The organism is Streptomyces sp. NPDC044106 (assembly GCF_056433985.1).
Genome location: NZ_JBWKFZ010000001.1, coordinates 43,390 through 61,318, shown reverse-complemented (window position 1 = coordinate 61,318; position 17,929 = coordinate 43,390). Strand labels below are relative to the sequence as shown.

General features: G+C 72.4%; 14 protein-coding genes. 4 read left to right on the top strand and 10 right to left on the bottom strand.

Annotation, left to right across the window (positions count from 1 at the left end; genetic code table 11):
- Positions 1-227: 227 nt before the first annotated feature.
- Entirely contained in the window at positions 228-2,720 is a 2,493-nt protein-coding gene (locus AC07DI_RS00260) for a P-loop NTPase family protein (protein WP_478901216.1), read from the top strand.
- 79 nt (positions 2,721-2,799) lie between these two features.
- Here AC07DI_RS00260 and nucS read toward each other — a convergent pair whose 3' ends face one another.
- On the bottom strand, positions 2,800-3,471 hold the full coding sequence (gene nucS, locus AC07DI_RS00255; RefSeq protein WP_362364886.1) for an endonuclease NucS: 672 nt from the start codon (positions 3,469-3,471) through the stop codon (positions 2,800-2,802).
- Between the two features lie 253 nt (positions 3,472-3,724).
- Here nucS and AC07DI_RS00250 point away from each other — a divergent pair, with 253 nt between their 5' ends.
- Entirely contained in the window at positions 3,725-4,117 is a 393-nt protein-coding gene (locus AC07DI_RS00250; RefSeq protein ID WP_384248902.1) for an SCO5389 family protein, read from the top strand.
- Positions 4,118-4,189: 72 nt separating this feature from the next.
- Here AC07DI_RS00250 and AC07DI_RS00245 read toward each other — a convergent pair whose 3' ends face one another.
- On the bottom strand, positions 4,190-5,224 hold the full coding sequence (locus AC07DI_RS00245) for an LLM class flavin-dependent oxidoreductase (RefSeq protein ID WP_478901215.1): 1,035 nt from the start codon (positions 5,222-5,224) through the stop codon (positions 4,190-4,192).
- Between the two features lie 219 nt (positions 5,225-5,443).
- Here AC07DI_RS00245 and AC07DI_RS00240 point away from each other — a divergent pair, with 219 nt between their 5' ends.
- Positions 5,444-5,776, top strand: coding sequence for an ATP/GTP-binding protein (locus AC07DI_RS00240; RefSeq protein ID WP_478901213.1), 333 nt, complete (start codon positions 5,444-5,446; stop codon positions 5,774-5,776).
- Positions 5,777-5,800: 24 nt separating this feature from the next.
- On the opposite strand, the gene AC07DI_RS00235 is transcribed toward AC07DI_RS00240, so the two are convergent.
- The 8 genes from AC07DI_RS00235 to mce all read right to left on the bottom strand — a co-directional run bounded on the left by AC07DI_RS00235 (position 5,801) and on the right by mce (position 16,551).
- Entirely contained in the window at positions 5,801-6,655 is an 855-nt protein-coding gene (locus AC07DI_RS00235; RefSeq protein WP_384249541.1) for an ABC transporter permease, read from the bottom strand.
- A 113-nt stretch (positions 6,656-6,768) separates the two neighbouring features.
- Positions 6,769-7,977, bottom strand: a complete 1,209-nt coding sequence (locus tag AC07DI_RS00230) for an ABC transporter ATP-binding protein (RefSeq protein ID WP_478901212.1) — start codon at positions 7,975-7,977, stop codon at positions 6,769-6,771.
- Between the two features lie 123 nt (positions 7,978-8,100).
- Positions 8,101-8,922: a hypothetical protein gene (locus AC07DI_RS00225; RefSeq protein WP_478901210.1), complete on the bottom strand. Its 822-nt coding sequence runs from the start codon at positions 8,920-8,922 to the stop codon at positions 8,101-8,103.
- A 25-nt stretch (positions 8,923-8,947) separates the two neighbouring features.
- Complete coding sequence (locus AC07DI_RS00220; protein WP_478901208.1) at positions 8,948-9,718, bottom strand: ABC transporter permease; 771 nt, start codon at positions 9,716-9,718, stop codon at positions 8,948-8,950.
- Positions 9,719-9,721: 3 nt separating this feature from the next.
- Positions 9,722-10,732 (bottom strand): ABC transporter ATP-binding protein, encoded by a 1,011-nt coding sequence (locus tag AC07DI_RS00215; protein WP_478901206.1) that lies wholly within the window; start codon positions 10,730-10,732, stop codon positions 9,722-9,724.
- Positions 10,733-10,810: 78 nt separating this feature from the next.
- The gene (locus tag AC07DI_RS00210; protein WP_384248886.1) at positions 10,811-11,746 is read right to left on the bottom strand and encodes a coiled-coil domain-containing protein; all 936 of its coding nucleotides are present in this window, start codon (positions 11,744-11,746) and stop codon (positions 10,811-10,813) included.
- Positions 11,747-11,929: 183 nt separating this feature from the next.
- A complete protein-coding gene (gene scy / locus AC07DI_RS00205; RefSeq protein WP_478901205.1) occupies positions 11,930-15,901 on the bottom strand; it encodes a polarized growth protein Scy in 3,972 nt (1,323 codons plus the stop codon).
- Positions 15,902-16,110: 209 nt separating this feature from the next.
- Positions 16,111-16,551 carry a methylmalonyl-CoA epimerase gene (mce, locus tag AC07DI_RS00200; RefSeq protein WP_478901204.1) on the bottom strand — a complete coding sequence of 147 codons (441 nt, stop codon included), beginning with the start codon at positions 16,549-16,551 and terminating at the stop codon, positions 16,111-16,113.
- Between the two features lie 138 nt (positions 16,552-16,689).
- Between mce and AC07DI_RS00195 the strand changes: the two genes are divergently transcribed.
- A complete protein-coding gene (locus AC07DI_RS00195; protein ID WP_384248879.1) occupies positions 16,690-17,892 on the top strand; it encodes an acetyl-CoA C-acetyltransferase in 1,203 nt (400 codons plus the stop codon).
- Positions 17,893-17,929: the final 37 nt, after the last annotated feature.

Here is a 17,929-nt window from a genome sequence, read left to right as displayed (position 1 = left end):
CCGTGCGGAACGACTGAGAGCGCACGGAGAACGCACAATCCTCACGAACCTGTGACGTCTCGGACGGGGCGCTACCCCGCCCTCCCGGAGATACTGAGCGAAGGTCTAGGGTTCGGTCGCCCACCGATATACGAACCCGCACGGGGGCACCGGACCAGAAGCGACAGCGCAGTGTGCACGAAGGCCGGAGGGGGCTCTGCACACCACGCATCTGGGGGGCTAGGACCATGGACCCGATGAACCGGCGACCCGAAGAGTACGGCCACGACGGCATGGACGACGACGAACAGGCACGCCCCGGGCAGCCGCCGCGCCAGCCCGCGACACCCGACTTCGGCCAGCCGGCACCCACACCGGCCCGCACCGTCCAGCTCGTCTCCGGCGACTTCCTGCTCACCGTCAACCCCGTCGACGGCAGCGAGATCGAACCCTGCCCGCCGGGGGAGCGCCCCGAGCGGCCCGCCAAACGGACCGCGGCCGAACGCGCCGAACTGCGCCGGGCCGCCATGCCACCCGTGCCGCCCGGCCCCGCACTGCCGCGGCTGCCGCTCCTGGAGCGCCAGGAGGAGCGCGAACGCCTCGTACGCCTCCTCGCGCGCGGCCGCTCCGTCCGGCTCACCGGACCCGCCGGATCGGGACGCACGGCGCTCCTCGACGCCGTCGCCGATGACTGCGCGGACCTCGCGCCCGACGGCGTCGTCCGCCTCTGCGGCTACCGCAGGACGCCCGGGGAGCTGCTCCACGACCTCGCCGCCGCCGTCTACGAGGGCGCGCTCCACCGGCCCGAGCACGCCCTGCTGCTCGACCTCGTCCACGACATCGGCGCGGTCGTCGTCCTCGACGACCTGGAGTTCGGCGGCGCCGCACTCGACGAACTGCTCGACGCGACCCCCGAGTGCGCCTTCCTCGTCGCCGCGACACCCGACGTCGCGGCCCCCTCCGCCGACTCCCAGCTCGAAGAGGTCTTCCTCGGCGGACTCAGCAGGGGCGGCGGCCTCGAACTCCTGGAACGCGCCGTCGGCCGGGTCCTCGACGACGAGGAGGCCGACTGGGCGGGCGACCTGTGGTTCGAGTCCGAGGGGCTGCCACTGCGCTTCGTGCAGGCCGGCGCCCTGCTCCGGCAGCGCGACCAACTCCGCGCCGACCCGCACGCCTTCGAGGAGCACGGCTACGTCGCCGACACCCCGGGCGACACCCCCGCCGACGCGCCCTTCGACCCCGACGACGTACCGGACGTACCGCTGCCCTCGCTCGCCGACGGCGCCGCGCCCGCGGCCCTGCTCGCCGCGCGCCTCAGCCCGTCCGCCCGCGCCACCCTGACGTTCGCCGTCGCCCTCGGCGGCGAGCTGCCCCACCAGGCCCACCTGCCGGCCCTGGTGGGCGACACCCACGCCGACGCGGCCCTCGCCGAACTCGTCGGCTGCGCCCTGGTCACCCCGGTCGGCGCGCACTACCGCCTCGCCGCCGGGGTGCGTACGCAACTGGAGAGCGTCGGGTACGCCGACGACGCGGCCGGGCACGCCCTGTCCGCCGCCCAGCACTACGCCTGGTGGGCCGGACACCCCTCCGTCACCCCCGAGCGCGTCGTCGCCGAGGCCGACGCCGTGCAGGCCGCGCTCACCGCCCTGGTCGCCACGGAGAGCGGCGCGGCCGTCCTGCTCGCCCGCACCGCCGCGCCCGCCTTCGCCGGCGGGCTCGACTGGGCGGCCTGGGAGCGCGCCCTGCGCTCCGGCCAGGAAGCGGCGCGCAACGCGGGCGAGGTCGCCGAAGAGGCGTACTTCCACCACGAACTGGGCATCCTCGCGCTCTGCGGCGGGCAGCTCGACCGGGCCCGCGCCGAGCTGGAGGCCTCCGTCGGGCTGCGCGGCGTGCTGGCCGACAAGCGCGGCATGATCTCCGGCCGCCGGGCCCTCGCGCTGGTCGACGACCGCTCCGGCGGCACCCCGGTCCTCGCCGGGGCCACCGTGGGCGAGGAGCTGCCCGACGCCCGCCACGAGGAATCCGCCTCGCCCCCGGGCGGCGTCCCCGCCGCCTTCGCGCTGCCCGCACCGCCCGCCGAGCCGGACACGCTGGTCACCAGCAGGGTGGCGCCCACCGTCGCCGGTGCGGGACCCGCGCCGAGCCGCCGCTCCATCATCAGCGGCACCCGGCGCAACCTCATCGCGGCGGGCGCGGGCGCCCTGCTCGCCGCCGTCCTCGGCACCGTCGTCACGCTCGGCGCCACGTCCGGCGACGACTCGCCCGACGGCGACAAGGTCAAGACAGAGCAGTCCGCGACGGAGGACCACGGCGACGACGGCCCGACCGCCGACCAGCCGCAAAAGGACTCCACGAGCCGCCCCGGCGGCCCCGGCCTTGACGGCGTCGTCGGCACCGCCGACGACCCGAGGCCGAGCGTCGGCGGCACGCCGTCCGGCAGGCCGAGCGCCGGCGCCTCGCCGTCGGGCAGGCCGACGAAGCCCACGGGCAGGCCGACCGAGCCGACCGGCAAGCCCACCAAGCCCACGGGCAGCCCGACGAAGCCGACCAAGCCCCCGACGCACCCGCCCACCAAGCCGCCGACGGACCCGCCGACCACCCCGCCCACGGACCCGCCGGTCACCCCGCCCGTGACCGAGGACCCGCCCACCTCACCCGACAACTCCGGCGCGGCGAAAAGCCCGATGATCTCCCCGGCGGACTCCCCGAGCGGGTCGGGCGGCGGCGCGTCGGCGTCCTGAGCGGCCCCGCTGCGCAAAGAGGAGGGCCGGGTCCCCAAGGACCCGGCCCTCCCGCACGCCCCTACAGGCGTACGCGGTGTCAGAACAGCCGCAGCTTGTCGTCCTCGATGCCGCGCAGCGCGTTGTAGTCAAGGACGGCGCAGCCGATGCCGCGGTCCGTGGCCAGCACGCGGGCCTGCGGCTTGATCTCCTGGGCGGCGAAGATGCCCTTCACCGGCGCCAGGTGCGGGTCGCGGTTCAACAGCTCCAGGTAGCGGGTGAGTTGCTCGACACCGTCGATCTCGCCGCGCCGCTTGATCTCGACGGCCACGGTCTGCCCGTCGGCGTCGCGGCAGAGGATGTCCACCGGGCCGATCGCCGTCATGTACTCGCGACGAATGAGTGAGTATCCCTCGCCGAGCGTCTCGATCCGGTCGGCGAGCAGCTCCTGGAGATGCGCTTCCACGCCGTCCTTGATGAGGCCGGGGTCCACGCCCAGTTCGTGCGAGGAGTCGTGCAGGATCTCCTCCATCGTGATGATGAGCTTCTCGCCCCCCTTGTTCACGACGGTCCACACACCGGCGTCATCACCTGTCCCTTCCTTCAAGGTGCAGGGCGGAGACATCCAGTTGAGCGGTTTGTAGGCCCTGTCGTCCGCGTGGATGGAGACGCTGCCGTCCGCCTTCACGAGGATCAGGCGGGGGGCCGAGGGGAGATGGGCGGTGAGCCGGCCCGCGTAGTCCACGGAGCATCGGGCAATGACGAGACGCATGGGGCGCAACGCTACTCGACTCGGGGCGGTGCACGCGATTCGCCCGCCGTCCCACGGGCACCGCCCGGGAGTCCGGACGACTTGTCCGGCGATGGACGTGTTCGATCCTGGCCGGTTATGCGCCCAATCTCCTGGTGCCGCCACCGCCCGGTGCCTACCGTAGAAGCAAGAGGTCGTCATCCGTGCACGCTGCGTAGGCGGGCTCCATCCCTGTCCGAAACCCCCGCTCCCCGGGGGTGTGAGAGGAGAACCCATGTCGCTCGACGTCTCACCGGCGCTGTTGGAACAGGCCGAGCGAGGCGAGGTCGACGAAGCGGAATTCGTCGACTGCGTCCGGACCTCCCTGCCTTACGCATGGGAGATGATCAGCTCCCTGGTGGCACAGCTCAAGATCGACGGCGGTGAGTTCGCCGACAACCAGACGCCGCCGCCGGACGAGCAGGCGCGTGGCCAGCTGCTGCGCGCCCTCGCGAGTGACGCGATTCGCGGTGCCCTGCAGCGGCATTTCGGGGTGCGTCTGGCATTCCAGAACTGCCACCGCGTGGCGGTCTTCCCGCTGGATCCGTCGGTGGACGACCGGCTCGCCCGTTTCACCTCGATACGGGGCCAGCTGCTCAATCAGTCACCCGAACTCCGGGACTGCTGAGGCATGTTGCTGCCGCTCCGTACGCGGGAGGTGTTCAGTCCGGAGCGGCAGCTCCGCAGCCGACGGCGGATCTCAGCCGAGCTGGGGCAGTACCTCGGTGCCCAGCCTCCGTACGTTCTCCTCGGTGGCCGCGAGATCGCCCGAGCCCTCCACGAGCAGCGCGAAGCGCGTGATGCCGGTGCGCTCCGAGGTGGCCGCGAGCCGGTCCGCGCACAGCTGCGGGGTGCCCACCGGGTGCAGCCCGCAGAGCAGTTCGGTGTAGGCCAGCGGATCCCGCATGGCGCGGTGCCGACCGTCCACGGTCACATGTGCGTCCAGGCCCTGCCGCAGCCAGCCCGGCATCGCCTTCTGTAAGGTCTCGGCCGCCTCCAGGCGACGGTCCGCGATCTGGGCGACACCGGCGGAGACGTGGGAGGCCGCACCGACCTTCTCGGGGCTGTGCCCCGCCGCACGGGCGTGGCGGCTCCACAAGGCCACCATTTCGGCCTTCTCGTCGTCGCCCACGTGCATGCCGAGCAGCATCGGCAGGCAGCGCTGCGCGGCGAGCCGCACACTGGACGGCGAGGTGCAGGCGACGACCACCTCGGGGCCGCTGTCGCCCACTCCGTTGAGCGCTTCCTGGGGGCGCGGTACGACGGCCACCTCGCGGAAGGCGAACCGCTCGCCGTGGCCCTCCACCCGCGGCTCGTTCAGCCACCTGAGGAGCAGGTCGAGGGAGTCGGGAAACCCCTTCTCGTACGCCTCGAGACCGGCCCCGAAGACCTCCAGGTCCACCCACGGGCCGCCGCGTCCGACACCGAGCGAGAACCGGCCGCCGGACGTCACGTGCAGCAGCGCGGCCTGCTCGCCGAGCGCCACGGGGTGCGCGGTCGGGAGTACGCTCACGGCTGTGCCGACGTGGACCCGCCGCGTCCGCCCGAGGAGCAGCGCCGCGAGGGTCACCGCCGACGGGCACGTGCCGTACGGCACGAAGTGGTGCTCGGCGAGCCAGACGGAGTCGAGCCCCGCCTCCTCGGCCACCTCGGCGGACCGCACCGCTCGGTGCAGCGCCTCCCCCTGCCCCTGACCGGGGAACTGGGCGGCCAGAACAAAACTACCTACACGCATCGAACTCCTGCCTCCTTGGCGCCGACGCAGGCACTCCCCCTACGGCAACAACGCGTGACACGTGCCAAAGGCACGGCCTGGAAGGAAGATTGTTGGATTTTCCGTGCGACGCGGGCGCGACGGAGGGGGCCGGTGGTCGCCGGCGGGGGACGGGTACCCCACGGCGTGGCGCGTAGGCTGGTCACCCTCCTGACCGCCGTACAGCCCGTGAGGTGTTTCGTGTCCCCGCGTCGCAACCGCCCCAAGGGCGCCGGAGAGCCGAGGGCGTCCGCGGACGCGGTGCCGACGGGCCGCTACGGCGGCTTCCAGAACACCGAGAGCTGGCAGGGCGAGGAGTGGAACGTGCGCCATGTCGCGGGCGCGAGCGCGGCGGGCAAGCGGTACCGCTGCCCCGGTTGCGACCAGGAGATCCCCTCGGCCCTCGCGCACGTGGTGGCGTGGCCCGAGCACTCGGGCGTGGACGAGCGCAGGCACTGGCACAAGGCGTGCTGGAACGCGAAGGACCGCCGCACCACGCGGGTGCAGCGGTCCCGTAACGCGCCGAGGTACTGAGTTACCTGCGGCTGCTCGTACCGGTCAGACGTCGCGCTTCTCCAGGAGGGCGAACGCGCCGGCGACGGCAACGAGCGTGACCACCACGAGCAGCGCCAGCTGTGAGCCGCCGCTCGCGCCCGTGTCGTCCGCGCCGAAGATCTTGGCGAGCGCGGTGATGGCGTTGTAGTCGTTCATCTTCTCGCCGAGCGGCTGGGTGCTCTTCCAGATCATCAGGAACCCGCCCAGGATCGCGGGCAGCAGCACCACGCCGAGCATCGCCGTGATGGCGCCCGCGGAGTGCCGCAGAATGGAGCCGACGCAGAGCGCGAGGACACCGAGCAGCGAGACGTACAGACCGCCCTTGAAGACCGAGCCCAGCCACGGCACGTCGCCCGCCTCCGGGCCGCTGTTGGCGGCCGACGCGGCCAGGCCCACCAGCAGGATGGAGCCGGCCGAGACGACGAAGGCGACCACGAAGAAGATCAGGATCTTCGCGGTGAGGACGCGGTGGCGCTGCGGGGACGCGGTGAACGTCGTACGGATCATGCCCGTGCCGTACTCGGACGAGGTGACGAGCACGCCGAGCGTGATCAGGCAGATCTGGCCGAGCATCAGGCCGAAGAAGGCCGGCACGGTGAACGGCATGTCCGCGTAGTCCGCAGGGCCCGTGTTGGCCACGGCGAGCAGGCCGATGCCGATGACCAGGAGCAGGAAGATGCCCAGGGTCCACATCGTGGAGCGGACCGACTTGATCTTCGTCCACTCGGAGGCGAGGGCGTTGCCGAGGTGGGTCTTGGTGACCGGGATCGGTGAGGTGTACGCGTTGGCCATCGCCTGCTGCCAGGCGGAGGGCGGCGCGGGCGCGGCGGGCGCGGGCGCCGCGGGGACACCCTGCATCGGGGCGCCCTGCGCCGGGTCGCCCTGCATCGGGGCGCCCGCCTGTGCGTACGCCTGCTGGGGCTGCGCCTGCGGCTGCGGCTGTGGCTGCTGCTGCGGAGTCGGAGGCGTGGTCATCGCTGGTCCTCGCTGTCGCGCTTGGTCATGTCGGGGGCGGGGGCTGCGGGGGCGGGGGCTGCCGGGGCCTGCTTGGGCGCCGGGGCCTGCTGCGGGGCCGTGGCGTACGGGTTCGGGGTGCCGGGCGCGCCCTGCGGCTGCGGCATCGCGAAGGGCTGCTGCCCGCCCTGCTGGGGCGGCGGCGGGGCGTACCAGCCGGGCTGGCCCTGGCCGGGCACCGGCGGCTGACCCGGGCCCTGCGGCAGCGCGCCGGGCGGCGTCTGCTGCTCGAAGCCCGCGCGCTGGTCGACCGTCGAGCGGTAGTCGACGGCGCCCTGCGTCATCCGCATGTACGCCTCTTCGAGGGAGGCCTGGTGCGGCGAGAGCTCCCACAGGCGGACGTCCGCGCCGTGCGCGAGGTCGCTGATGCGGGGGAGCGGCAGGCCCGTGACGCGCAGCGCGCCGTCCTGCTCGGGCAGCACCTGGCCGCCCGCCTCGGTCAGCGCGGCCGTCAGCTTCTCGCGCTGCTGGGGCTCCGTCTCCGGCGTGCGCACCCGCGCGAAGTCCGCGGAGTTGTGCGAGATGAAGTCCTTGACGCTCATGTCGGCGAGCAGCTGGCCGCGGCCGATCACGATCAGGTGCTCGGCGGTGAGTGCCATCTCGCTCATCAGGTGGGACGACACGAAGACGGTGCGTCCCTCGGCGGCGAGCGACTTCATCAGGTTGCGCACCCAGAGGATGCCCTCGGGGTCGAGGCCGTTGACCGGCTCGTCGAAGAGCAGCACCTGCGGGTCGCCGAGGAGCGCCGCCGCGATGCCCAGGCGCTGGCCCATGCCGAGCGAGAAGCCCTTGGAGCGCTTCTTCGCCACGTCCTGGAGGCCCACGACGCCGAGCACCTCGTCGACCCGGCGGGCCGGGATGCCGGAGAGCTGCGCGAGGCAGAGCAGGTGGTTGCGGGCGTGCCGGCCGCCGTGCACCGCCTTGGCGTCGAGCAGCGCGCCGACCTGGCGCGGGGCGTTCGGGAGCTTGCGGTACGGATAGCCGCCGATCGTCACCTGCCCGGTGGTGGGCGCGTCGAGCCCGAGGATCATGCGCATCGTCGTCGACTTGCCCGAGCCGTTGGGCCCGAGGAAGCCGGTGACGGTTCCCGGCCGCACCTGGAAGGAAAGGTTGTACACGGCTGTCTTGGCGCCGTAGCGCTTCGTCAGGCCGACTGCCTCGATCATTCTCCGCACCCATCGAATGGTTCAGGACGTCGGGGCACACGCCCCCGTAAGGGTTAGGAGGATAACGGGGAGCTGACGGTTCCAGCCAAGAGCGGGTAAAACGGCGGGCTCACCGGGGCGGCCTCACCGATGCGGTGGTGGCGGAAGCTCCGTCCACGGCAGCACCCAGCCCTCCTCGGCGAAGAGGAGGGTGCCCCGCGCGCGCAGCTCCGGGTCGGCGGCAGCCCGCCGCACCCACGTCGCGGCGTCGGGCCCGAGCAGCTCGCGCAGCGGCGGCGACGCGTCGAGCAGGGCGTCGAGCAGCGCCGCCTGGTCGCCGCCGCCGGGCCGCGGAAGACCGGTGACCGGGTCGGCGAGGAGGCCGCGCGCGCTGACGTAGACGTATGCCCCGTCGAGCCGCTCGCCGGACGGCAGCGTCATCCCGTACGAGTCCCCGGGCAGGAGCACCCGCCGGTAGTTGGGGAGTTCCGTGGCGTCGACCGCGGAGAGCTGGGCCGCGTCGAGCCAGGAGACGACGAGCGTGGCGCGTGCCTCGAGGGAGCCGTAGGGGGCGGCCGCCACGTACCCGGCGCGGCCGATGTGGGCGGAGCAGCCGACGCCGATGCCGCGCAGCTTCACGGGGACCATCGGCACGGCGCCGGGGACGCCGAGCCGGGCGAGCTTGTGGGAGAGCTGTCCGGGGGAGGCGTTCGAGCCGACGGCGATCACGGGTATGCGCCCGGCCACGGGTGTCTGGCCGAGCGCGGCGACGACGTCGTCGAGGCGGCGGCCGGTCCCGTCGACGGTCCATCCGCCGAGCCCGCCGGGGAGCGCCCGGAGCGGCAGCAGCTCGGCGCCGGTCAGCAGGGAGGGGGCGGTGACGGGCAGGCCCGGGTAGGTGAGGGGTTGCAGGGCGGGCACGCCGTCGAGGCCGAGCGCCGCGAGTCCGCGGTCCTGCGTCGTCACACGCCCCCCTGGAGTACCGCTACCGCTACGCGTCCCGCTTCTTCAGCAGTACGTACCCACCGAGCAGCGCCGCCACCACCCACACCACCATGATCCCGAGGCCGCCCCACGGCCCGTACGGGGTGTCGTCGTCGAACGGCGACTTGACCTGCATGATCTTGCTGCCGGCCTGGTCGGGCAGGAAGCGACCGATCTTCTTCGTCGCCGATACGTTGCCGAGGATGCTGGAGATCAGGAAGAAGAACGGCATCAGGATGCCGAGGGAGAGCATCGGGCTGCGCAGCATCGCCGCGACGCCCATGGAGAACATCGCGATGAGCGCCATGTAGAGCGCGCCGCCGATCACCGCGCGCAGCACGCCGGGGTCACCGATCTGGGCCCGGTACTGGCCGAGCATCGCCTGCCCCACGAAGAAGGTGAGGAAGCTGGTGGCCAGGCCCACGACGAACGCCAGCAGGGTCGCGACGGCGATCTTGCCGAACAGGAACGTGGCGCGCTGCGGGACCGCCGCGAGCGACGTGCGGATCATGCCGGTGCTGTACTCGTTGGAGACGACGAGGACGCCGAAGACGATCATCGCGAGCTGGCCGAGGGACATCCCGGCGAAGCTGATGTAGGTCGGGTCGAACGTCAGCCTGTCCTTGGCGTCCAGGCTGTCGTAGTCGTTCTTGGACAGGATGCTGATCACCATGCCGAGCGCGACCGTGACGACGAGCGCGAGGCCGAGCGTCCAGACGGTCGACGAGACCGAGCGGATCTTGGTCCACTCCGATCTCAATACCTGCGTCGCGGCCATCGCTCAACGCCCCTTCCGCCGCTGCCAGCCCTCGCCCCAGCCGGTGCTCGCCGGCTGGGTGGTGTCCGCCGGCGGGACGGCGGACGCCGGGGGGCCTGCGCGTTCGTGGTCGGCGTGCGCGTGGTACTCCACGGACTCCGCGGTGAGCTGCATGAAGGCTTCCTCCAACGAGGCCTGCTGGGGGCTCAGTTCATGGAGGACGAGCTGATGGCTCGCGGCCAGCTCGCCGAGCCGTTCGGCGGCGGCCCCGTCCACTTCGAGGGCGCCGTCACCCGCCTCGACGGCGGTGACGCCCGCCTCGTGCAGTACGTCGAGGAGGCGTTCGCGCTGCGGGGAGCGCAGTCTGACGTACGACCGGGAGTTCTGCCGGATGAAGTCGGACATCGACAGATCGGCGAGGAGGCGGCCCTGGCCGATGACCACGAGGTGGTCGGCGGTGAGTGCCATCTCGCTCATCAGGTGCGAGGAGACGAAGACCGTACGGCCCTGCGCGGCAAGGGATTTCATCAGGTTGCGGATCCAGTGGATGCCCTCGGGGTCGAGGCCGTTGACCGGCTCGTCGAACATCAGGATCTCGGGGTCGCCGAGCAGGGCGCCCGCGATGCCCAGGCGCTGGCCCATGCCGAGCGAGAAGCCCTTGGCCTTCTTCTTGGCGACGGCGCTCAGGCCGACCGTGTCGAGGACCTCGGTGACGCGCCCGCGCGGGATGCCGTTGCTCTGCGCGAGGCAGAGCAGGTGGTTGAAGGCGCTGCGGCCGCCGTGCATCGCCTTGGCGTCCAGCAGGGCGCCGATGTACTTGAGCGGGTCCTTCAGCCGGGAGTAGTGCCTGCCGTCGATGCGGACGTCGCCGGCCGAGGGGTTGTCGAGCCCGAGCAGCATGCGCATGGTCGTGGACTTCCCCGCGCCGTTCGGACCGAGGAAGCCGGTGACCATGCCGGGGCGCACGGTGAAGGTGAGGTTGTTGACGGCCACCTTCTCGCCGTACCGCTTGGTCAGCCCCTCGAGCTCGATCATGCGGCAACGCTAAAACGGGACGAAGCCCCCTGCCACTGGAGAGCAGGGGGCTCTGGCGCCGGGTCCGCCAAGATCTCCTCAGCGGGTCTGCTGCGCGGGAACCCCCCGGGAGGCCGGCTCGTCGTCGGCGGGCGTGCCCGCCGCGGCGACCGCCGCGCCCGTGAGCGTCGCCAGCATCTCCCGCACGTTGGTGAGCTGCGCGTTGATGGAGTCGCGCCGGTTCGTCAGGGCGGCGAGCTCACGCTCGGACTCCGAACGGATCCGGTCCGCCTTGGCGTTCGCGTCGGCCACGATGTCCTCGGCCTGGCGCTGAGCGGTCTCGACGGTCTGACGGGCGCGACGCTCGGCGTCGGTCCGCAGCTTCTCCGCCTCGAGACGCAGCTGCTCCGCGCGGTGCTCGATCTCCGCGAGGCGCTTCTCCGCCTTGGCCTGACGCGATGCCAGGTCGCGCTCGGACTGCTCGCGGCGCTTGGCGAGGTTCGTCTCGAAGTCCGCGGCGGCCTGGGCGGCCTTGGCGCGGGTCTCCTCGAAGAGGGCGTCCGCCTCCTCGCGCTTGGACTGCGCGTCCTTCTGGGCCTCGGCACGCAGGGCGTTCGCCTCGCCCTTGGCCTTCTCGACGATCCGGACGCCCTCGTCCTCGGCCTTGGCCTTGCGCTCGGTGGCGAACGACTCGGCGTCGTTGCGCACCTGCTGGGCCGCGGACTCGGCGAGCTCACGGTGCTGCTCGGCCGCGCGCCGGGCCTCCTCGCGCAGGTCCTTCGCCTCCTCCTCGGCGAGGCGGAGGATCTTCTCGACGCGGGCACCGAGACCGGCGTACGACGGCTCGGCGTCGGCGACCTGGGCCTGGGCGTTCTGCGTCTCGAGGTGGAGCTCCTCGATGCGCTTTTCCAGAGCAGTGATACGGGCAAGAGCACTGTCACGGTCGGAGACGAGCTTGGAGATACGTTCGTCCACCTGAGCGCGGTCGTACCCACGCCGCACAAGCTCGAAGCCGTAGGGGGAAGTGTCGCTCATGGGGTTCCTGTCGAATGAGACCGGTGAGGTGATAGAGGGAATCCTAGGGGTCCGAGCGGCGTGTCATCGAGCAGATGCCCGTTTGATCTGGAGAATGACACCCCTTTTGAGTGGCTAACCGCCAGAGCACTTGCCAGCAACAGAGCCAAAGGTCCTTTCAGAGCACGAGAGATGCTCTTTTGACTACCCCTCCGACTGCTTGCCACTCGAACGAGTCGATCCCGCCGCCGCACCGGCCTTGACGCCGCCCGCGCCGGAGCCGCCGCCGGACCCGGTCTTCGCCCCGCTCGACGGGGCCTCGAAAGACTCCAACGCCTCCAGCACGTCCTGGACACGGGAGATCTCCGCATTGATGTCCGCGCGGCGCCGGACCAGGACCTCCAGCTCCCGCTTCCCCTCCTCGACCATCCGCGTGGCCTCCGCCTCCGCATCGGCCTTGATCCGCTCGGCCTCGCTCTTCAGCGCGGCCGTCTTCGTGCCGGTCTCCTTCAGGAGCGCCTCGGCCTTCTTCACGGCGGCGATCCGGACCTTGCCTGCCTCCGAATCGGCGTCCGAGATCAGCTTCTTGGCCTTCGCCTCGGCCTCGGCGAGCTGCTCCTCGGCGGCCTTGACCAGCGCGTCGCACCGCTCGCCCGCCGACTTCATCGCCTCGGCGGACTCGCGCCGGGCGCGCTCGTGCAGCTCCTCGATCTCGGCGGTGACGCGGTCGCGCTGCTCCTCGGAGCGCTCCCTTATGGCGGTCGCGTCGCGGCGGGCGCCGACCAGCAGCTCGTCCGCGTCCGTACGGGACTTCTCCACCAGGGAGTTGCCCTGGACCGTCGCCTCGGCGATCAGGCGCTCGGCCTCCTTGCGGGCCGCGCCCACCATCGTGTCGGCCTGCGCCTCGGCGTCCGTGGTCGCCTTGAGCGCCTTCTCCTGGGCGTCGGCGGTCAGCTTCTCGGCCTCCGCCGCGGCCTCCGTGATGAGCTTGTCGACCTGCTCGGCGGCTTCCTGACGGCGCTTGTTGGCGGCCTGCCGCGCCTCGTCGAGGGTCCGCTCGGCCTCGTCGCGCGCCTCGGACGTGAGCCGCTCGGCCTCCTGGGCCGCGTCCGCCTTGACGCGCTCGGACTCGGTGCGGATCCGCTCGGCGTGCTGCTGCGCGGAGTTGACGGTCTCTGCGGCCTCGGCACGGAGCCGCTCCGCGTCGCCCGAGGCGTCCGAGATGAGCTTCTCGGCCTTCGCCACGGACTCCGCGCGCAGCCGCTCGGCCTCGGCGGTGGTCTCCGCGGTGAGCCGCTCGGCCTCCGCGGTCGACTCGGCGCGCAGCCGCTCGGCCTGCTCGGCGGCCTCCGTGCGGACCCGCTCGGCCTCCGCGACCGTGTCGTTCTGCAGCTTCTCGGCCTCGCTGCGGGCCTCGCCGATCAGCGTGTCGGCCTGGGCCGCCGCGTCGTTGCGGATGCGGTTGGCGTCCTCGCGGGCGTCGGCACGCGTACGGGACGCGTCCTGCTCGGCCTGCGCGATGGTGTCCGACGCCTCCGTACGCACCCGCTGGGCGTGCTCCGAGGCGTCCGAGCGCATCCGTTCGGCCTCCGCGATGGCCTCCGAAACCGTGCGCTCCGCAAGGGACTTCGCGGCCTCGGCGGCCTCCGCCGCCTCCCGCCGGGTGCGGTTGGCGTCCTCGGTGGCGCGCTCCCGCTCGGCGTAGGCGTCCGTGCGGACGCGGTCGGCCTCCTCCTGCGCCTCCGTCCGCGTGCGCTCCGCGGCGTGCTCGGCGGCCGAGCGCAGGCCCGTGACCTCTTCCTGCGCCGCCTCGTGCAGGCCGGCCACGGAGTCGCGTACGGACTGGGCGTGCTGCTCGGCGGCCGATACCAGCTCGGTCGCGCGGCTGTCGGCCTCCTCGACGAGGCGGACCGCCTCTGCCTGCGCCTCCTCGACGCGCTTGCGGGCGGACGCGAGGAGTTCCTCGCTCTGCTCGCGGGCGCGCTCGCGCTCCTGGTCGGCCTCCGCGCGCGCGGAGGTCAGGGTCTCCTCGGCCTCGCGGCGCCGGCGCGCGGCCTCCTCCTGGGCGGCGGCCAGCGCCTCGGCGGCCTCCGCGGCGACCCGCTCGGCGGCGGCGGCGGCCTCCGCGCGGACGCGGTCGGCGGACTCCTGCGCCTCGGTCTTGAGCCGCTCGGCCTCCGCGGCGGCGTCCGAACGCAGGCGTACGGCGATGTTCTCGCCCTCCGCGCGGGCCTGGGACGCGTCGGCGGCGGCCTCGTCGCGCAGCCGCTCCGCCTCGCTCTCGGCCTGCGCCTGCAGCGTGCGGATCCGCTCGGCGGACTCCGTACGCAACCGGTCCGTCTCGTCCGCGGCCTCCTTGCGCATGCGTTCGGCCTCGGCGCGGGCGTCGGTCAGTGCCTGCTCGGCGGTGGCGAGGCGTTCCTCGGCCTCCGTGTGCAGCCGCGTCAGCTCGGCGGCGGCCTCCTCCCGGCGGGCCGCTATGGCCTGCTCGGTCTCCTCGCGCAGCGCCCGCGCGGCCTCCTCGGCCTCGGCCTTCGTGGTCTCGGCCTGCTCGGCGGCCTCCTCGCGGTGCCGCTCGGCCTCCGCGCGGGTGCGCTCCAGGGTCTCCTCGGCCTGCGTACGCAGCGTCGTGGCACGCTCGACGGCCTCGGCGCGGACCCGCTCGCTCTCGCTGGTCGCCGCCGTCCGCAGCTCGTCCGCGTCGGCCTTCGCCTTGGCGAGCAGCTCCTCGGCGGACTTGGCCGCCTCCTCGATCTGCTGGACCGCCTCGCGCCGCGCCTCGCCCCGGATGCGCTCGCCCTCGGCGACCGCATCGGCCCGCAGCTGCTCGGCCTCGCCGCGCAGCCTGCGCGCCTCCTCCTGCAGCTCGACGGTCTTGGCGCGGTACTCCTTGGTGTCGTCCTTCGCCGCGCCCTTGAGCTCCTCGGCGATGTCGTGCGCCTCCGCGCGCAGCCGGTCCGCCTCGGCCTCCGCCTCGGAACGGATCCGCTCGGCCTGCTCGGTGGCGGCCTTCGTGGTCTCCGCGGCGTCCTTGGACGCCTTGTCGAGGACTTCCTCGGCGGTCCGCGCGGCCTTCGCGAGCTGGCCCGCGGTCTCCTCGGCGGTGATCGTACGGGCCTTCTCGGCGGCGTCCGCGATCAGCTTCTCGGCCTCGGCGCGGGCGTCGGCGACCAGCTGCTCGGCCTCGGACCTGGTGGACTCGGCCTCCTTGGTGGCCTCGCCGACCAGCCGGGCGACCTGCTCCTTGGCCGTCCGCGTGCGCTGTTCGTTGGCCGCCTCCGCGGCCGAGAGCTGCTTGGCCGCGGAGTCCTTGGCCTCGGCGAGCACCTTCTCCGCCTCGGCGCGCGCCTCGCGCAGCGCCGCCTCGGCCTCGCTCATGCGCTGCTCGGCGGTCCTGCTCGCCTCGGCGGCCTGCCGGCGTGCCTGCTCGGACTCGGCCGCCGTGGTGGAGCGCAGCTGCTCGGCGTGGTCGGTGGCCTCCTGGGCCTGCGTGGACGCGGCGTTCAGCAGGCGCTCGGCGTCCGTGCGGGCGCGCCGCAGGATCGCCTCTGCCTCGGTGCGGGCGGCCTCCGCGGCGTCGGCAAGGCGCCGGCGGGCCTCCTCGGCGACGCGGGCGGCCTCGGCGCGGGCGGCGGCCAGGGACTGGTCGGCCTCGGCGCGCGACTCGTCCAGGAGACGGCGGGCCTGCTGTTCGGTGCGGGCCCTGAGCTGCTCGGCCCAGGCCACGTTCTCGTTGACGTGCGACTCGACGGTCCTGCGCCGCTCGGCCAGCTCCTGGTCGAGCTGCTGGCGGCGCGAGACGGCCTCGGCGTGCAGCTCGGACTGCAGGCGCGCCTGCTGCTCGGCGTGCTCCTGGAGGATGCGCTGGGTCTGGGCGCGGCTGTCGCGCAGCTCGCGCTCGGCGTCGGCGCGCAGCTGTTCCGCCTGGATCTGGGCGTTGCGGAGCAACTGCTCGGCCTGGTACCCGATGTCCGCGCTGTCGTAGGCAGGCCGGGACGCGAGGTTGCGGCGCGCCTCGTGCAGCTTGGCGCGCAACACCTCGACCTGGTAGCCGAGGTCCTCGGCGTGCTGGACGGCCTTCTCCCGCTCGGTCTTCAGCCGGTCCATCTCGGCCTCGAACCGCGACAGACTGTCGGTCTCAGCCCGCGAGTTCTCTTGGCGTTCGTAGCCCCGCACTGCGCGGTCCCATCCGTCCCCTGGTCGCAAGTCTCTCCAACAGGCCCCGTCCATCCGCCGAACGTGGCCCCCGGGGGAATGGTGTCAGATCAACGGCGGAGCATGAGCTGCTGCCCCGACGCTCGTCCCCCGAAACCCGGACCCCGGCACGTGGCCGCCCGCAACTTCGGACGGCCGCCCCTCACCCTACCGGCCCAGATATACGGAGGTCAGTGCTCCAGTGACTCGGAAGGTGCCGAAGTGACAAGTTCGGTGAGAACGCCGTGGCAGTCCTTCGGGTGCAGGAAGGTGATGCGCGAGCCCATGGAGCCGGTCCGGGGCTCGTCGTAGAGCACGCGTACGCCCTTGCCCCGGATGGCCGCGGCGTCGCCGTCCACGTCCGCCGTGCCGAAGGCGATGTGGTGGACGCCCTCACCGTTCTTGGCCAGCCACTTGCCGACCGCGGAGTCGTCGCGGGTCGGTTCGAGGAGCTGGAGGTAGGAGGCGCCACCGTCGTCGGTCCCGTTGATTTTGAGCATGGCCTCGCGCACGCCCTGCTCGTCGTTGACCTCGGTGTGGAACACCTCGAATCCGTACGTCGCGCGGTAGAACTCGACGGTCTTGTCGAGGTCGAAACAGGCGATCCCGATGTGATCGATTCGCGTCAGCATGGTTCAAGTGCAGCGCTTCATGCAGTGATTACGCAACGTGCGCGCGATCACACCCGCCGCCCGATGACGCCGGGGGTACTGCTCAGTACATTCAGATAAACCCTCGTTAACTCCTCTCCTCCCAAGGGGTCGTCGCAGATGGCAGGAACGACCGGCACCACCTCAGTGATCGTCTCGGGCGCACGGACGCCCATGGGCCGCCTCCTCGGCTCGCTGAAGTCCTTCTCGGGTGCGGACCTGGGGGGCTTCGCGATCAAGGCCGCGCTGGAGCGCGCGGGCATCGGAGGCGACCAGGTCCAGTACGTGATCATGGGCCAGGTGCTCCAGGCCGGGGCAGGGCAGATCCCGGCGCGCCAGGCCGCCGTCAAGGCGGGCATCCCCATGAACGTTCCCGCACTCACCGTGAACAAGGTCTGTCTCTCGGGCCTCGACGCCATCGCACTCGCCGACCAGCTGATCCGCGCGGGCGAGTTCGACATCGTGGTGGCCGGCGGCCAGGAGTCGATGACCAACGCCCCGCACCTGCTCCCCAAGTCGCGCGAGGGCCACAAGTACGGCGCGATCGAGATGCTCGACTCCATGGCGTACGACGGCCTGACCGACTCCTTCGACGGCGTCGCGATGGGCGAGTCCACGGAGAAGCACAACACCCGTCTCGGCATCGGCCGCGCCGAGCAGGACGAGGTGGCCGCCCTCTCCCACCAGCGCGCCGCCGCCGCACAGAAGAACGCCCTGTTCGAGGCCGAGATCACCCCGATCGAGATCCCGCAGCGCAAGGGCGACCCGGTCCTCTTCTCCCAGGACGAGGGCATCCGCCCCGAGACCACCGCGGACTCGCTCGGCAAGCTGCGCCCCGCCTTCACCAAGGACGGCACGATCACCGCGGGCACGTCCTCGCAGATCTCCGACGGCGCGGCCGCGGTCGTGGTCATGTCCAAGGCCAAGGCCCAGGAGCTCGGCCTGGCCTGGATCGCGGAGATCGGGGCCCACGGCAATGTGGCGGGCCCGGACAACTCGCTCCAGTCGCAGCCCTCGAACGCGATCATGCACGCCCTGAAGAAGGAGGGCCTGCAGGTCGCGGACCTCGATCTGATCGAGATCAACGAGGCCTTCGCCGCCGTCGCGGTGCAGTCAATGAAGGACCTCGGGGTGTCCTCGGAAAAGGTGAACGTCAACGGCGGGGCCATCGCCCTGGGTCACCCGATCGGGATGTCCGGCGCGCGTGTCGTGCTCCACCTCGCCCTGGAACTGCGGCGGCGCGGCGGCGGCGTGGGCGCGGCCGCGCTGTGCGGTGGCGGTGGTCAGGGCGACGCCCTGATCGTCAAGGTGGCCAAGGCCTGACCCGTACGTCGGTCCTCTCCCGTACGTCCGTAGGCAA

Excerpts from the sequence above, each read along its gene's own strand:
- AC07DI_RS00250 (WP_384248902.1), top strand. The coding sequence starts at position 3,725 with ATGTCGCTCGACGTCTCACCGGCGCTGTTGGAACAGGCCGAGCGAGGC.
- AC07DI_RS00215 (WP_478901206.1), bottom strand. The coding sequence starts at position 10,732 with ATGATCGAGCTCGAGGGGCTGACCAAGCGGTACGGCGAGAAGGTGGCC.
- AC07DI_RS00210 (WP_384248886.1), bottom strand. The coding sequence starts at position 11,746 with ATGAGCGACACTTCCCCCTACGGCTTCGAGCTTGTGCGGCGTGGGTAC.
- AC07DI_RS00230 (WP_478901212.1), bottom strand. The coding sequence starts at position 7,977 with ATGATCGAGGCAGTCGGCCTGACGAAGCGCTACGGCGCCAAGACAGCC.
- nucS (WP_362364886.1), bottom strand. The coding sequence starts at position 3,471 with ATGCGTCTCGTCATTGCCCGATGCTCCGTGGACTACGCGGGCCGGCTC.
- AC07DI_RS00245 (WP_478901215.1), bottom strand. The coding sequence starts at position 5,224 with ATGCGTGTAGGTAGTTTTGTTCTGGCCGCCCAGTTCCCCGGTCAGGGG.
- mce (WP_478901204.1), bottom strand. The coding sequence starts at position 16,551 with ATGCTGACGCGAATCGATCACATCGGGATCGCCTGTTTCGACCTCGAC.
- AC07DI_RS00235 (WP_384249541.1), bottom strand. The coding sequence starts at position 6,655 with ATGCAGGGTGTCCCCGCGGCGCCCGCGCCCGCCGCGCCCGCGCCGCCC.
- AC07DI_RS00260 (WP_478901216.1), top strand. The coding sequence starts at position 228 with ATGGACCCGATGAACCGGCGACCCGAAGAGTACGGCCACGACGGCATG.
- AC07DI_RS00220 (WP_478901208.1), bottom strand. The coding sequence starts at position 9,718 with ATGGCCGCGACGCAGGTATTGAGATCGGAGTGGACCAAGATCCGCTCG.
- AC07DI_RS00195 (WP_384248879.1), top strand. The coding sequence starts at position 16,690 with ATGGCAGGAACGACCGGCACCACCTCAGTGATCGTCTCGGGCGCACGG.